Origin of the sequence: Nonomuraea spiralis, from assembly GCF_014648435.1 — a bacterium.
Lineage (GTDB): Bacteria > Actinomycetota > Actinomycetes > Streptosporangiales > Streptosporangiaceae > Nonomuraea > Nonomuraea spiralis.
Genome location: NZ_BMRC01000011.1, coordinates 137,445 through 152,660, shown reverse-complemented (window position 1 = coordinate 152,660; position 15,216 = coordinate 137,445). Strand labels below are relative to the sequence as shown.

Here is a 15,216-nt window from a genome sequence, read left to right as displayed (position 1 = left end):
GGGAAGCCGCCCTCCGAGCCGAAGTGCTGGGGTTCACAGTCGCAGTCTCCTGGACAGGTCCGAGCGGAACAGGCCCGTGGGGTCGGCCTCGTCCCTGATGGTCCGCCATCGTGCCAGTTCCGGGTACATCGCCGCCATCATGTCGGCGCGCAGCCGCGCGTCCTTGGCCAGGTAGACCCGTCCCCCGGCCGCCGCGACGCGCTCGTCGAAGCCGCGCAGGAGCCCGCTCAGGCCGCGCTGACCGGCGGGGATGTCCAGGGCGAGGGTCCAGCCGGGCACGGGGAAGGACAGAAAACCGCCCGAACCGGGACCGAACCGCTTGAGCACGGTCAGGAACGACACCGTCCCGTGCGCCGACAACGACCCGACGATGCCGCGCAACGTCCCCTCCGCGCCGAACGGCACCACGAACTGGTACTGGACGAAGCCGCGCGAGCCGTACATGCGGTTCCAGCCTTCGACGAAGTCGAGCGGGTGGAAGAACGGCGCGATGCCCTGCGTGACCGTCGCGCTCCGCGGCGCCCTGCGGTACCAGACCTCGTTGAAGGCACGCACGCTGAGCCCGTTGAGCAGCCCGTCCGGCACCCACGGCGGCGCGTGCAGCCGGGCGCGCGGCGCGAAGACCGGCGGCTTCCCCGTGTCGCGGGGCGCGTGGTCGCCCCTGGTCAGGACGCTGCGGCCCATCGAACGGCCGCGGGCGAGCAGGTCGATCCAGGCGACCGTGTAGCGGTAGCGGTCGTCGGTGCGGGTCATGACGTCGAGGGTCTCGTCCAGGTCGGCGGTGCGCCGTACGTCCACCCGCATGCTCGACGTCTCGACCGGCACGCAGCCGAACGTCGCCTCCGCCACCACCCCGGTCAGCCCCATGCCGCCGACGGTCGCCAGGAAGAGCGGGTCGCCGGGACGCAGCACCCTGGCGGCGCCGTCGGCGGTCACGAGGGTGAGGGAGCGGACATGCGCGCCGAAGGAGGAGTCGCGGTGGTGGTTCTTGCCGTGCACGTCGGCCGCGACGGCCCCGCCGACGGTGACGTGCCTGGTGCCGGGGCTCACGGGCACGAACCAGCCCCGGGGCACCAGCGCCGTCATCAGGTCGTGCAGGCTGACCCCGCCCGCGGCGGTCACGACGCCCGAACGTTCGTCGAAGCTCCAGTCGTCCAGGCCGGTGCAGTCGAGGACGAGGCCGCCGGCGTTCTGGGCGGCGTCGCCGTACGAGCGGCCGAGGCCCCGGGCGACGACCCCGCGGCCCGGCGCGGCCAGCACGAGGTCACGCAGCTCGGCCAGGGTACGGGGACGCCGCAGGTCGGCCGGGGTGGGCGAGGTGCGTCCCCAGCCGGTGAGCAACGTGCTCATGCGTAGATCCCCAGTGCCACCAGGACGACCAGCGTGGCGGCGAAGACGAGGGTGGGCCGGTCGCGGATCACCAGCTCCTCGGGCTCCTCCCCGCTCCCCCGCTCGACGAGCAGGTTGTGCCGGAGCACGAGGAGCAGGAACGGCACGATGCTGAGTCCGTAGAACACGTTATCGTGCGCGTTCAGCGCCCACAGGCAGTACGTGACGATCATCGCCCCGGACGCCATGATCCGTACGTGCGTCAGGTAGGCGGCCGGGTACGCGGCGAGCGTGGCCCGCGTGCCGGACACGCCCCTGGCGCGCAGTTCGGCCTCGCGCTTGCCGGCCACGAGCTGCAGCGCGGCCAGCGAGACGACCACCAGGAACCACCCGGTCACCGGTACGCCCACGGCGACCGCCCCGGCGTAGGCCCTGATCACGTGGCATCCGGCGACCGCGATGAGGTCCACGACCTCCTGGTGCTTGAGCCACGTCGTGTACGCCAGTGTCAGGGCGACGTACCCGGCGACCACCGCGGGTGACTGCCAGCCGCCGGTGAGCGCGGCGACCGCGGGCGCGAGGACCAGCAGGACGACGCCCGCCACCCGGGCCGTGCGCACCGACACCGCGCCGGAGGCGACGGGCCGGTGCCGCTTGCGCGGGTGCAGCCGGTCGGCCTCGACGTCGGAGGCGTCGTTCAGCAGGTAGGAGCCGCTGGCGGCCAGGCAGAAGGCGGCGAGGACCAGGAGCGCGGCGAGCAGCCGGCCCGGCTGCCCGAGCACCCCGGCCGCCATGGGGGCGGCCAGGACGAGCAGGTTCTTCAGCCACTGTCGCGGTCTGGCCGCCCTGGCCAGGGCCAGTGCGGGCGCGGGCGACCAGGGCCGCGCGACCGCGCCATGGCTCATACGGCGCGGCGGCCGCGCAGGGCGAGCAGCAGGCCGCCCAGGAGCAGGACGACGCCCACGACGCCGAGCACGATCGGCAGGGTGGTCCTGATCAGCATGATCTGGCTCTTGCCGTCGGCGGCGCTGTCGACCAGGCCCTTGACCGTGTCGTCGGTCATCTTGGCGGTGGCCACGAACGCCTTGGAGCGCTCGATGCCGTCCTGGCTCTTGAGCACCTCGTTGCGGACCTGCTCCTGCTTGACGGGGGCGCCGGTGGTGGGCTCGATCCAGTAGGTGACCGTGCCGGAGTAGAACCGGTTCAGCTGCACGTCGCCGGAGGTGCCCATGCCGAACCAGGCGGCGGGCGCGTTCAGGGTCTGCGTCCTGGTCTCGGGGACGGTCTGCTCGAACTTGTACGTGGCGAGCCCGTTGACCTGCTCCTCGCCGACGAACCTGGCGTCGAACGCCTTGCCCGCGCTGGAGTTGAAGACCAGGTACGTCTTCTTCTCCACGTCGAACGGGAACTTGTAGATCTGCCCCTGGAGCTGGACCGGGGCCTTGTCGATGCTGACGCCGCAGCAGTTGAGCCCGACGCCGGAGCGCTTGTCGAAGGCGCTGCGCCGCTCGCTGAAGTTGATGCCGGGCTTGCTGTTGGTGACGTCGTTGACGGCGGTGAACTCGTCCCAGACGACGCGGTCGTCGCTGGCCTCCTTCACGTCGCCGCGCGTGGTGACGATGATGTCGAGGTCGGCGGTCAGCACCTTGCCGTCGGGGATGCTGAAGTACTGGGCGCCGGTGGCGTGCAGCTTGCTGATGCTGTACTGGTCGCCCTTGGCGGCCATGAAGGCGGGCGCGACCTGGAGGCGCACCAGGGGAGCCAGAACGATGAGGAATGCCCCGACGGCGATGAGAACGCTGCCAACGACGACCCGGTTCATGGACCCTCCATGTGCGCAGGTGCACGGACGCCTGTTTGGGTGGTTAAGTACTGAAACGAACTACCTACTCGCCGGTATGTTATTGCGACGAGTGACCGACGTCACCAGGGATGCGGAAACGTGACCGAAACAGGTTCTACTTCGGGCGGGGTTCCGGTGGTCTCAGGACACCAGACCTCCCTCGACGGCGTGCGCGCCGTGGCCGCCTTCGCCGTCCTGCTCTTCCACGTGTCCATGGAGGCGGGGACGGCGCTGGAACCGGGGTTCCTGGGCGGCGTGCTGGCCAGGGGCGAGATCGGCGTGCCGATCTTCTTCACGCTCTCCGGCCTGCTGCTGTACCGGCCGTGGGCGGCCCAGGTCCTGCTCGGCGACCGGGCCCCGGACACGCGCCGCTACCTGTGGAAACGCTTCTTCCGGATCATGCCGGCGTACTGGCTGGTGGTGGCCGTGGCGCTGCTGCTGTGGGGCGACGCGCACCGGGCCGACCCGTGGACGTGGGGGCAGATGTTGTTCCTCGTGCACACCTACGACATCACCCCCTGGTGGTACGGCCTCGGCCCGAAGGGGCTCGGCCAGATGTGGAGCCTCGCGGTCGAGCTGACCTTCTACCTCACGCTCCCGCTCATGGCCGCGATCCTGCGCAGGTTCGCCCTGCGCGGCGACCCCGACCTGCGGACCAGGGCCAGGCGGCTGCTCGTCGGCCTGGCCGCCTTCGGCGCGCTGTCGTACGTGTACACGGTCTTCGAGTACTTCCCCGACTACCGGCCCTGGATGAACGTGTGGCTGCCCCGCTCCTGGACGTTCTTCGTGCCCGGCATGGCGCTGGCCGTGCTGACCGTCTGGGCCAGGGCCGAGGACGGCCGCGCGCGACGGCTCAGCGCCGCCCTGGCCTCCTCCTGGGGCACGTTGTGGGTCATCGCGGGCCTGGCGTACCTCATCGCCTCGACGCCGCTCACCGGGCCGCGCGCGGTCGGCCTGGGCAGCATCTGGACCGCGTTCTACGAGCAGGGCCTCTACACGCTCGTCGCCTTCTGCCTGGTCGCCCCCGCCGCGCTGGAGCCCGGACGGTCCACCCGGGTGCGCGAGCTGCTCGGCGGCCGGGTCATGAGCTACCTGGGCCAGATCTCCTACGGCGTCTTCCTGTGGCAGTTCGTCATCCTCTACCTCTGGTACGACTTCACCGGGCAGCAGCCGTGGACCGGCAACCTGCTCCTCAACCTGGTCGCCGTCACCGCCATCACGGTGGCCATGGCCGGGCTCACCCACCGCTACGTGGAGGAGCCCGCCAGGCGGCTGATCCGCCTGCTGCCTCAGCGCGCCGCCGGCTCCGGCTCGCCGAAGGCCACCGCCCTGAGGCAGAACGCCTGACCCTGCGCCCCGGCCGCGCTGATCCGCAGGCCCTTGCCCGGCCCGTCGTGCGGGACGTAGAACAGCGCGCCCATCGCGCCGGTCGCGGGCAGCGTGGCCGCCCGCTGGACCTCGCCGACCTCCACCACGACCTGCACCGGCCGCGGGCTGACGTACGACATGGCCGCCACGACGCCCGGCCCGCCGAAGGACTCGACGGGGAACACCTTGCCCGCCGGGTAACACTTGCCCCCCTTGACCGCGTCGAAGAACGGCACCACCCGCCCCACCGGGACGAGCTTGCCCGTGTCGTCCAGCACGTACGGCTCGGCCGAGGGCCGCGGGTCGCGCATGCGCTCCCTGGTCTCGTCGTCGGCCAGCGGCGCGAGCACGTACGAGGTCATCCGGCGTTCGCCGTTCCACGGCAGGACGATGTGCGGCGGCACCGGGCGCGCGTAGATGTCGGCGTCCCCGGCGGCCGTGGCCAGCGAGGTCCTGACGTTGTCCAGGTACGCCCTGACCCGGTCGCCGGTGAGCGTGTCGCCGAAGGTGTTGATCGAGATCAGCGACACGACGAGGAAGACCGCGGTCAGCGCGGCGCCGGCGGCCGGCAGGCCCGCGGGCACCGGCCTGCGTACGACGTCGGGCTCGTCGAGCACCGGCATGACGGCCAGGGCCAGGCAGAGCGCGAACAGGACGGCGGCGTCGGCGACGTACCGGGTCTCGGCGCCCACCAGGTCCCAGGCCGTGGCCCGCGCGATCACGGTGGGCAGCGCGTCGGCGACCACGACGTAGGCCGCCAGGACGGCCCACGCCCGCCAGGCCCGCCTGCGGTACACGCAGGTCACCACGACCAGCGCCGCGATGACGGCCCACGCCACGACCACCGTGACCGGCGCCGGATCGGCCAGGCCGCCGGTCGAGGTGACGCCGCCCCAGCGCAGCGGGCCGCCGACGGCCCCCGTGGGGAAGGTCTCGCCCAGCAGCCTGCGCAGCAGGCCGGGGACCACCTCGGCCTTCGGGCCGGTCAGCGCGTCGGCCCCGGCGGTGTCGCGGCGCAGCCAGTAGAGCACGGCGTACCCGGCCAGCAGCAGGCCGTGGGCCCACCAGACGGGCCTGCGCAACTCGGCGAGCAGGGCACGGGCCCACAGGCCCCTGCCGAGGTAGGCGCTGCTGATCCCGAGCAGCACGAAGGGGATGAACACCCCCTTGGTGGAGAAGGCCATCCCGACGGCCGTCCAGGCCAGCGGGCGCCAGCGTCCCTCGCCCTCGCGTACGTACCTGACGTGCGCGGCCAGCGCCGCGACCAGCGCGAGTTGCAGCGGCACGGCGTTGAGCGCGGCCGACCACCAGCTCATGGCGGGCACGGTGAGCGGCGCGAACACGAAGACGGTCAGCGCGGCGAGCACGCCCGCCCGGTCGCCGAACAGCCGCCGCAGCAACACCAGGAACATGACCGAGGCCGCGCCCTGCACCGCGACGGTCACGAACGACACCAGCGCCCAGCCGTACGGCGCGATCCAGGTGAGCAGCCACACCAGCCCGAGCGCGCCCGGCATGAGGTGCCCCTTGTGCACCCTCATCAGGTAGTCCCAGGTGAACCCGCTGTCCCCGGCCCCGGCGACGAAGAGGAAGTCGTCCTCGACGAAGTAGGACCTGCTGAGCAGGCTCGCCCGGAACACCAGCGAGACCAGGATGATCAGCAGCCCGACGCCGATGACCGGCCCGGTGCGCACCGCCGGGATCGTGATCTGTAAGGGCTCGGCTCGCCTGACGTCTTCAGCCATGGACGTATCCCTCCACTGGAGTAAGCTCCGCGCCGTGGACACCCCCGAAGCGTTCCGAGCGGATCTCGGCAGATCCGTCCGGTTGCTGCGCGCCTTCCGCCTGGAGCAGAGCGACCCCGACTTCTTCTACGGGACCCTGGCCAGGGACACGGTGGCCCAGCTCGCGACGTACACCGACCTGGCCGGCGCCACCGTGGCCGACATCGGGGGCGGCCCCGGCTACTTCGCCGACGCCCTGCGCGCGGTCGGCGCGCGGCCCCTGTGCGTCGACTGCGACGCCGGTGAGATGCGCCTGCGCGACGGCGTGCCGCCGCGTGACGCCGTGCTCGGCAGCGCGCTCGACCTGCCGCTCGCCACCGGCTCGGTGGACGTGTGCTTCTCCTCCAACGTGCTGGAGCACGTCCCCGACCCGCTGCGGATGGCGTCGGAGATGGTCAGGGTGACCCGGCCCGGCGGCGTGGTCTACCTGTCGTACACAATCTGGTTCTCGCCCTGGGGCGGTCACGAGACCTCCCCCTGGCACTACCTCGGCGGCCGGTACGCCGCCCGCCGCTACGCCCGCACCCACGGCAGACCACCCAAGAACGTCTACGGCGAGAGCATGTACGCCATCGGCGTGGCCAAGCCCCTGGCCTGGGCCCGCCGGCGGCGTGACGTGGAGATCCTCGACGCGATCCCCCGCTACCATCCCCGCTGGGCCAGGCACGTCGTCCACCTACCTGGCATCCGCGAGCTGGTCACCTGGAACCTGCTCCTCGTCCTGCGCCGCAGGTGATCGTCGCCGCGACGACCACAGCGCGGCCACCACGAAGCCCACGCCGAGCAGGCCGCCGCCGACCGGCGCCGCCGTGCCGAGCAGCAGGATCCAGCGGCGGTAGGCGGCCGCCGTCGCCAGCGCGGCGGCGACGTCCGACTCCGAGGTGCGGAAGTCGGCGTCCAGGGCGGTCAGGCGGCCCCGGCCGTCGGCGGTGACCAGCGTCTCGGTCACCTCCTCCCGCGTCCTGACGGGCAGGCCGCTGACCGGCTCGACCCAGTACGTGCGCCGGATCTCGGCGTAGCGGCCGAGGCCGACGTCGCCCTTGCCGGTCAGGCCGAGCAGGCGGCGCGGCAGCGGCGGCGTCTCGCCGGGCACGAGCCGGCGCGGCGTGCGCTGGACGTAGCGGTACGTCTCGACCCCGCGCACCCGCTCGACCCCGTCGAAGGCGGCGGTGACCGGGTGGCGCAGGCGCAGGTCGAACAGCGGGTAGTCGCGGCGCTCTGCGTTGAAGGGCCACCGGAACGCCTGTCCCGTCTGCCGGATCGCGACGTCCTCGTCGAGGTACTCGCCGCAGCAGTTCACGATCTCGCCGGTACGCCGGTCGAAGGCCAGGCGGCGCTCGTGGTAGTCCAGGCGGTGGCCGTCGCGGGTGGCCAGGGAGACCGACTCGCCCCACACCGCCCGGTCGCCGTCGCCGGCCAGCACGTCGCCGATCAGCCAGCGGGTCTGCACCAGGTCGCCGGTCGCCGGTCGCATGGTGGCCGGATCGACGTACGTGGCGGACTCGGCCGTCGCCCTGGTCATGCTCTGCTGTTCGAGGGGGGCCTTGAGCACCTGGTCGTAGACGTACAGGCGGGTCAGGGGGATGAGCGTCAGCAGGAAGGCCCCCACGCCGGCCAGCACCGGCGCGAGGCTCCTGCGGCTCAGGGGGGTCACGGCCGGGGCACCGCCTGTCCCGGGGTCACGTCGCCCAGGCACAGGCCGGACGGCACGTCGTGCACGACGATCCGGTCGGCGCCGGGCACGGCGAGCATGAACACCTTGCCGAAGCCCGCGCGCAACGTCAGGTCGGTGGCGCGGTCGCCCATCCACAGGGTGACCGTCGTGTCCGTACGGGCCGCGTACCCCAGTCTGACCAGGGTGCCCTCGGCCCGCGTGACGCGGTTGTCCAGCGGCACCTGGACGGTGCCCCCGGTGACCGGCCAGCACCGGTCCGCCGTGGTGGGGACGAGCGGGACGCCCTGGACGTCCACCGGCCGCAACCGGCCCTGGTCGTCGAAGACCAGACCGTCGAGCGCGGCGGGCGGCGCCTGCATCCTGGCCCTGAGCGCGGGCGTGGCCATCGCGCCCAGCACCCGCGAGGTCAGGCTGTAGGCCCGGTACGAGCTGGGCAGCACCTCCGTGGGCACCAGCCGGTCGTAGATCACGCTGTCCGGGGCCGCCCTGGCCAGCTCGGCGCGGGCCGTCTCGATGTAGTCGTGCCGCCGCTCGGCCCCCATGTACCCGGCGAAGAGCGTCACCGTGACCAGCGACGCGCCCGCGAACAGCCCGAGCATCGCGCCGGCCGCCCCCGTCACCCGCTCCCGGCCCGGCAGCGCCCTGCGGTACGGCTCCTCCTCGCCGCGCAGCGGCAGCAGCACCAGGCCGACGACCAGCGCCAGCAGCGGGACGGCGTCGGCGACGTACCGGGTGTCGGTGCCGGCGAACGAGCCGAGCAGGTGGACCCGTCCCCACAACACCGGCAGCGCGTCCGCGACGAGCAGGTAGCCCAGCAGCGTGGCCCAGGCCAGGAGGGCCCGCCTGCGGTAGTGGCCGGTGACCGCCACGAGCGCCGCGAGGACCACGAGGGAGGCGATCACCAGCGGCAGCGGCGGCGCGGCCACTCCCCAGTCGCCGCCCGCGAACCACCGCCACGGCCCGCCGAGCACGGTGGTGGCGAACGTCTTGCCCAGCAGCTCCCACAGGAAGCCGAGGGCCTGGTCGAAGATCGGCAGCGCCCCGGTGCCCGGCGCCGCCAGCGAACGCTGGACGTAGAGCGCGCCGAAGCCCGCCACCGCCGTGGCGTACATGGCCCAGGCGGCCAGGTGGCGGCGCAGGGCGGCGCGCAGGCCGCCGTGGTAGATGGCGGTGAGGGCGAACAGCAGGAGCGGCAGCGCGAAGCCCTTGACGAAGCCGAGCAGGCCGAACAGCACCCACAGCGCCGCGGCCACGGCGTGCCGCAACCTGCCGGTCCGTACGTGATGCCAGTGCGAGGCGACCGCCATGGGCAGCGCGACCTGGAGGAACACGGTGTTGAGCCCGGCCGCCCACCAGGCGAGCGCGGGCACGGTGACCGGCGCGAGGAGGAACACCAGGAGCGGCACGAGCGTCGCCGGCCGCCTGCCGAAGACCACACGCAACATGCGCAGCACGCCGAGGGCGGCCACGGCGTGCAGCGCCAGCACCGTTCCGGCCGCCCATCCCCAGTCGAAGGGATGCAGCCGGGAGGCGAGCCAGGCCAGCAGGAAGCCGCCCGGCATGAACTGGCCGAAGTGGATCCGGGTCAGGTAGTCGAAGGAGAGGTCGCTCTCCATCGCCCTGGCCACGAACTCGTAGTCGTCCTCCTTGAAGTAGGACTCCTGGACGACGGCCGCCTTGCCCGCCACGGCGGCGGCGACGAGCGCGAGCCCGGCCAGCAGGACGCCGTGGCGGCGGATCCAGCGGGCGACCCGCGCCACCGGGCCCGGGACCGTGAGGACGGTCCCGGCGCGCGGCTTGATCGTGTCGGTCACGGAACACTCGTCATGGTCGGGCCGCCCGCGGCGACGGAGATGGGTACGGTGGCCTGCCTCGCCGGCGCCCGCCTGGCCGCGACCTCGACGAGAAGCTGCCCGAGCAGCGGCAGGCAGAGGAGCTGAGCCCAGAGGCCGCCCGCGCCGAGCGCCACCGTGACCGCCGCGACCAGGTAGAGCGCGAGCCCGCCGGGCGGCCCGAGCAGCAGGGTCCAGCGCCGCCGCCCGCGCAGGTGCTCGGCCTCGCGCAGCGGACGCGACCAGGCGGCCAGCACGAACGCCACCCCGGCCACGCCCGCCCCGGCCGGCCCGCCGACCCAGTACCCGAGCGCCACCGCGAAGACCGCGACGTGCCGGACCCGTGGGCGGGCGGCCAGGACGGGCGCCAGATGACGTCCCGGCCTGCCCCTCCCCACCAGCGCCAGCCCGGCGACGAGCAGCGCCAGCGCCCCGCCCGCGACCAGCCCCGCCCGGTACGGCTCGTCCGGCTCGTACGTGAGCGTCACGGTCCCGGCCGTGAACGCGGGCAGGAACCACGCCTGCCGCCAGCCGTCGAGCCGGACCGGCTTGAGCGCCGTGGCGCCCAGCGTGGCCTTCCAACCGGCGTTGAAGTTCTCGTTGACCACCAGGTAGGAGTCGTCCTTGACGCCGACCTGGACGACCCGCTCACCGGCCGCCCACTTCTCGACCCGCGTCTGCCGCATGACGGTGGGCCCGGCCGCCGGGCTGCCCGGCTCGTGCCGGACGACGGCCGACTCGATCCGGTACGACTCCCCCGGCCGCACCGACAACCGGGTCGGACCGGCCACGAGTTGCAGCCGCTCGCAGGTCTCGAAGGTGACCGGCCTGCCGGTGACCACGTCGTGCAGCGTGCCGCCGGTGACGGCGGTGTGCACCTCGTTGCCGTCGACGGTGAGCGTCGGCCCGAAGCCGCACGGCAGCGTGAGCTTGAAGCCGGTCAGCGCGCCGAGCGGGCGCACGCCGGGGAAGGCGACGTCGCTGATCTCGATGGGCCGGCCGCCCGACGCCCCGAACTCCAGCGCGACCTTCCTGGCCCGCATCTCCGGGAAGCGGATGAGGCCGTCCGGGCCGACCCAGCTCTGCCGGACCCCGCCCTCCGACCGGATCGTCACCCGGACGGGAGGCGCGCCGAGGTAGGAGTCGGGCGTGATGACGCGGATCTGCGACAACTTCGTCTCGCGGGCCAGCTCGACGGACAGCGTCGGCCTGGGGTCGAGCGGGTCGGCGAACCAGGCGGTCCTGGGGTCGCCGTCGAAGGCCCAGCGTCCGCCCGCCGCGCCGCTGTCGACCGAGGTCGAGGAGGCGTGCACGGTCAGGGAGTCGCCGGGCAGCGTGCTGAGGCGTTCGACGGTGGCGCGGTCGGTGATCGTGGTGCGGCCGGAGATGCCGTACGAGCCGTCCTTGCCGGTGACGAAGGTGCGGTCGAAGCCGTTGCCGTCGTCGCCCAGCACCTCGTGGCCCTTGGCGCAGCTCCAGGCGGCCGAGCCCCTGACGCAGCCGGGCACGTCGCCGGTCCTGGCCAGCGCGATCGTGGCGGGCTCGCCGGTGTCCTCGCGCGGGTCGGGCACGACGATCGAGCGTCCCGGGGTGACGCCGGGGACGGTCAGCTCGGTGATGCCGACCCGGCCGCCGAGCCTGCTCGCCGGCTCGTACGCGGTGGCGGCGACCGTGACGCGCAGCCGGTCGACCGGGCCCTTCGGCACGGCCAGCTCCTGCGGCTCGGCGGTGGCGCGTACCTTCTGGCGCAGCGCGCCGGAGCCGGTCTCCACGACGACCTCGCTGGGCGGCGGGCCGATGGGCGAGTTCTCGAAGGCCACCTGGATCGTGGGGACCGTCAGCGGGTCGGCGAAGGTCACCTCCAGCCACTCGCCCACGGCGCCGTTCCAGCCGGTGGAGCGCCAGCTCGTGCGCCGGTCGCCGTCCAGGGCGGCGAAGGGCTGGTGGCCGGGCTCGCGGCTGTTGGGGGCGGCGCCGACGTCGGCCTCGGAACTGGAGGCGGTCACCCCGGCGACGCCGGTGAGGCCCGCCGTGGACAGGTACCGTTCCCAGCCGGGGTCGAGCAGGTCGTTGGAGGGCGAGCTGCCGCGCAGGGGCTCGTCGGCGGTGAGCGTGGCACTGGCGTTGCGGCGCAGGTCGGCGAAGGCGACCTCCCGGCGGCGCAGCGTGTCGGTCAGGATCGTGTCGTGCGCGGGCACCTTGACCACGCCCGCGTCGTCGTTGAGCAGGACGGGGCGGTCGTCGTCCAGGAGGCCCTGCTCGGCCAGGGAGAGCACGGACTCCGGGGCGCCGCCGACGCGCAGCGGGCGGGTGGCGTCCACGGTGCCGACCAGCGGCGCGGCCCCGGCGACCCGGTAGATCTCGATCGCGGGGTAGGGCTGGTCCAGCCAGGCGGCGGCCTGGCCGTACTGGGCGATGCCGACGTCCGGGCCCATCCGGGCCGCGAGCGAGATGCCGGGCGAGTCCTCCAGCGCCTGGTGCACCCGGACCGGCCAGGCCGTGCCGATGGTGGCCCGGTCCAGGTCGTTCCTGACCACCAGGTACGACACCCCGATCCGGCGCAGCGTGGCCGTCAGCCCCGGCGAGCCCTTGCCCGTGGCCAGGCGGTCGTCCACGGCAGCCATGAGCCGCGAAATGCCGGCAGAGCCCCACGGCACGATCGTGTGCGTGGCCCAGCGGGCCTGCGAGAGCGCCTGCAACGGCTCGTCCAGGGGGCGGCCCCAGAGGTACTCGCCGCGTTTGGCGCCGGGCACGGCCAGCACCATGCCGTCGCCGGCGTTGCGGTTGAGCCAGGAGATGGCCTGCTGCCAGTGGTCGGGGATGGCGGTGAAGCCGCCGGTGGGGGCGAGGCCGGCGTACAGGACGGGCAGGCCGGACAGGGCCACGAGCCCGGCGGCCAGCGCGGTGAGGGGCGCGCGCAGGCGCGGGCGGGCGAGCGAGAGCAGCGCCGCGAAGCCGAGCGCGACGGGCAGCCGGATCAGCGCGTCGAACTTGTGCAGGTTGCGGAAGGCGGCGAGCGGGCCGTCGAGCAGCCCGACCATGAACTGCTCGTGCGGCGTGCCGGGATGGCCGGTCGTGATGATCGCGAGCCCGCACAGCAGGCTGATCAGCAGGAACGGCCGCTCGGTCAGCCTGCGCAGCGTCAGCCCCGCCAGGCCGAGCGCGGCCACGGCCGCGGTGACCACGATCAGCCACGGGACGGTGGACTGCTGGTTGGCGTCGGGCAGCCAGGTCTGGCCGTCCACGGTCAGGAAGCTGAGCCAGCTCGACGTGCCGCGCAGGGCGTTGACCAGCGACGTCACGCCGGTCGTCGCGGTGGCGGTCTCGATGTAGGGCAGGAACGAGAAGATGTAGCCGCCGAGCGTCAGCAGCGGGACGGCCCACCACAGCCCGGCGAGCGCGATCAGCGGCAGCCACCAGGCGATCAGGCGGCGTTTGACCGGCCCGCCGCGCCTGGTCAGCAGGTACACCATCGGCACCACGAGCACGGCCAGCTCGGCCACCGCGTTGACGCCGCCGCAGAACAGGAAGGCGAACGCGGACAGCGCGGCCGCCCGGCGCGGCGTCAGCTCGCCCCTGGCCCCCTTGACCAGCGGGAGGACGATCCACGGCAGTACGGCGCTGGGCAGGAACTCCGAGGAGTTGATGCCGATCAGCGCCTGGGCGTGGGGGGCGAGGGCGTACACGAAGCCGGCCAGGACGCGGGTGTTCGGGCCGCCGACGCCGAGCGCGCGGGCGAGCTGGACCGTGCCGAGGAAGGCGACGCACAACACCAGCGACATCCACAACCGCTGGACGGCCCACGACTCCATGCCGAGCTTGAGGAAGAGCGCGTAGAACGGGCCCATCGGGAACAGGTAGCCGTACGCCTGGTTCTGCAGGTGGCCGAAGTAGGCGCCGTCCCACAGGTGCAGCGCCCGGCCGAGGAAGCCCAGCGGGTTGACCGCCATGTCGAGCTTCGTCTCGGGGATGATCTTCTCGGTCGAGGTGTTGAACGCGATGGCGCCGAGCAGGAGGCAGGAGGCGAGCAGCCGCAGCCTGTGCCTGATCCGCGCCTCGTAGCTCTCGGCGCCGTAGCTCTCGACGGTGGAGTCCCCGCGTTGCCCCGGGGGTCCAGGCGAGGCTTGGGTCACTGAGGGGCTCCGCCGCAATCTTGGAGTTTCGCCAGGATAAGTCCGGTCATGCTAGCCCCAGTTCGGGCCCACGTAAATTCCCTGGCCCAGGCGCGGCAGGCCGCGGCCACCTCCGCCCGCCGCCGCGGGTCGGCCAGCTCCTCCAGTGCGCGCCCGGTCACTTCGGCCAGGCTCTCCCCCTCCCGTACGAGCCACCCGGTGACGCCGTCCCGTACGGAGTCGCGCAGCCCGGCCACGTCGTAGGCCACCGTCGGCACGCCGAGCGCGGCGGCCTCGATCACGGTCAGCCCCCAGCCCTCGAACTCCGAGGCCGTCACGTTGAGGCGGGCGGCGGCCAGCAACGCGTTCTTGTCCGGCTCGGACAGGAAGCCGTGCAGCTCGACCCGCCCGTCCAGTCCCGCGTCCGCGACCCGCGTGGCCAGGGCGTCGTGCTCGGGGCCGCGGCCCACGATGTGCACCCGCAGGCCCGGCCAGGCGTCGCCCAGCTCGGCGGCCAGGTCCACGACCCGCTCGATGCGCTTGTGGCCGATCAGGCGGCCGGCGTACACGAGGGCGGGATCGCCGTCCCCGGCCTGCGGTTCGGCCCGCGCGGGCGTGGCGCAGCCGTTGGGCACGACGGCGACCGGCGCGAGCCAGCGCAGCTTGCCCTCCAGGTCGTGCCTCGACGACTCCGAGACGGTGATCGTCAGGCAGCGCCGGTAGACCAGCCGGGCCACCTCGCCCTCGACGAAGCAGCCGATCCAGGCCAGCCAGGCCGGCAGGAAGGCGTGGAACTGCCGGTCGTGCACGTGGTGGACGAGGCTGATCACGGGCGTGCGGCGGCGGACGACGAGCGGGGAGAAGAACGGGATGCCGTTCATGGTGTCGATGACGACGTCCACGCGCCGCCGGTGGAACAGCAGCCAGAGCGGGACCAGCAGGTAGACCAGGTACGGATTGCCCATCCTGCGCAGGTCGACGCCGTCGAGCGTTTCGGTCCGGAGCTGCCCGCGCTGGCGGCCGGTCACGAACACGACCGAGGCGCCCTGGGTCAGCAGGAACCGGCTGACCTGCCAGGCGTACTCCTCGGCGCCGCCGGCCGTCGACTGCGTGGGCTCGCGGAAGTTGAGCATCGCCACGCGGACTCCGGCGAGGGGTCGTTCGTCCGCTTTCCTGTCGCGCGTACGCGACTCGGTCCGCCGGGCCGTGTCCGCCTTGCGCTCACCGGTAAAGACCACCGTCACTCCTCGTCGGCGAGCATGCGGGCATGGCG

General features: G+C 73.2%; 10 protein-coding genes. 2 read left to right on the top strand and 8 right to left on the bottom strand.

The annotated features are described in order from the left end of the window. Nucleotides 1-33 precede the first annotated feature (33 nt). Genes IEZ27_RS27125 through IEZ27_RS27115 form a run of 3 tightly spaced genes read right to left on the bottom strand, consistent with a single transcriptional unit; the run spans nucleotide 34 to nucleotide 3,151 of the window. Nucleotides 34-1,350: an FAD-binding oxidoreductase gene (locus tag IEZ27_RS27125; protein WP_189649824.1), complete on the bottom strand. Its 1,317-nt coding sequence runs from the start codon at nucleotides 1,348-1,350 to the stop codon at nucleotides 34-36. Beyond that, nucleotides 1,347-2,234, bottom strand: coding sequence for a decaprenyl-phosphate phosphoribosyltransferase (locus IEZ27_RS27120; protein WP_189649823.1), 888 nt, complete (start codon nucleotides 2,232-2,234; stop codon nucleotides 1,347-1,349). The genes IEZ27_RS27125 and IEZ27_RS27120 overlap by 4 nt, the downstream gene beginning before the upstream one ends. After that, entirely contained in the window at nucleotides 2,231-3,151 is a 921-nt protein-coding gene (locus tag IEZ27_RS27115; protein WP_189649822.1) for a DUF3068 domain-containing protein, read from the bottom strand. Before IEZ27_RS27115 ends, IEZ27_RS27120 begins: the two co-directional genes overlap by 4 nt. Before the next feature lie 120 nt (nucleotides 3,152-3,271). Here IEZ27_RS27115 and IEZ27_RS27110 point away from each other — a divergent pair, with 120 nt between their 5' ends. Next, nucleotides 3,272-4,519 carry an acyltransferase family protein gene (locus IEZ27_RS27110; protein ID WP_189649821.1) on the top strand — a complete coding sequence of 416 codons (1,248 nt, stop codon included), beginning with the start codon at nucleotides 3,272-3,274 and terminating at the stop codon, nucleotides 4,517-4,519. On the opposite strand, the gene IEZ27_RS27105 is transcribed toward IEZ27_RS27110, so the two are convergent. Beyond that, nucleotides 4,462-6,285, bottom strand: coding sequence for an ArnT family glycosyltransferase (locus tag IEZ27_RS27105; protein WP_189649820.1), 1,824 nt, complete (start codon nucleotides 6,283-6,285; stop codon nucleotides 4,462-4,464). The genes IEZ27_RS27110 and IEZ27_RS27105 overlap by 58 nt on opposite strands. 34 nt (nucleotides 6,286-6,319) lie before the next feature. On the opposite strand from IEZ27_RS27105, the gene IEZ27_RS27100 reads away from it, so the two are divergent. Then, on the top strand, nucleotides 6,320-7,060 hold the full coding sequence (locus tag IEZ27_RS27100) for a class I SAM-dependent methyltransferase (protein WP_229824376.1): 741 nt from the start codon (nucleotides 6,320-6,322) through the stop codon (nucleotides 7,058-7,060). On the opposite strand, the gene IEZ27_RS27095 is transcribed toward IEZ27_RS27100, so the two are convergent. From IEZ27_RS27095 to IEZ27_RS27080, 4 genes are read right to left on the bottom strand one after another with little or no spacing between them, the layout of a single operon-like run. Next, a complete protein-coding gene (locus IEZ27_RS27095) occupies nucleotides 7,001-7,978 on the bottom strand; it encodes a DUF3068 domain-containing protein (RefSeq protein ID WP_189649818.1) in 978 nt (325 codons plus the stop codon). The genes IEZ27_RS27100 and IEZ27_RS27095 overlap by 60 nt on opposite strands. Then, on the bottom strand, nucleotides 7,975-9,813 hold the full coding sequence (locus tag IEZ27_RS27090; protein ID WP_189649817.1) for a hypothetical protein: 1,839 nt from the start codon (nucleotides 9,811-9,813) through the stop codon (nucleotides 7,975-7,977). Before IEZ27_RS27090 ends, IEZ27_RS27095 begins: the two co-directional genes overlap by 4 nt. After that, nucleotides 9,810-13,964: an alpha-(1->3)-arabinofuranosyltransferase domain-containing protein gene (locus IEZ27_RS27085; RefSeq protein ID WP_189649816.1), complete on the bottom strand. Its 4,155-nt coding sequence runs from the start codon at nucleotides 13,962-13,964 to the stop codon at nucleotides 9,810-9,812. Before IEZ27_RS27085 ends, IEZ27_RS27090 begins: the two co-directional genes overlap by 4 nt. After that, on the bottom strand, nucleotides 13,961-15,181 hold the full coding sequence (locus tag IEZ27_RS27080; RefSeq protein WP_229824375.1) for a glycosyltransferase family 4 protein: 1,221 nt from the start codon (nucleotides 15,179-15,181) through the stop codon (nucleotides 13,961-13,963). Before IEZ27_RS27080 ends, IEZ27_RS27085 begins: the two co-directional genes overlap by 4 nt. Between the last annotated feature and the right edge of the window lie 35 nt (nucleotides 15,182-15,216).

What these genes read in the sequence shown, in the direction of transcription:
- IEZ27_RS27120 (WP_189649823.1), bottom strand. Translation starts at nt 2,234, where the DNA reads ATGAGCCATGGCGCGGTCGCGCGGCCCTGGTCGCCCGCGCCCGCACTG.
- IEZ27_RS27115 (WP_189649822.1), bottom strand. Translation starts at nt 3,151, where the DNA reads ATGAACCGGGTCGTCGTTGGCAGCGTTCTCATCGCCGTCGGGGCATTC.
- IEZ27_RS27125 (WP_189649824.1), bottom strand. Translation starts at nt 1,350, where the DNA reads ATGAGCACGTTGCTCACCGGCTGGGGACGCACCTCGCCCACCCCGGCC.
- IEZ27_RS27105 (WP_189649820.1), bottom strand. Translation starts at nt 6,285, where the DNA reads ATGGCTGAAGACGTCAGGCGAGCCGAGCCCTTACAGATCACGATCCCG.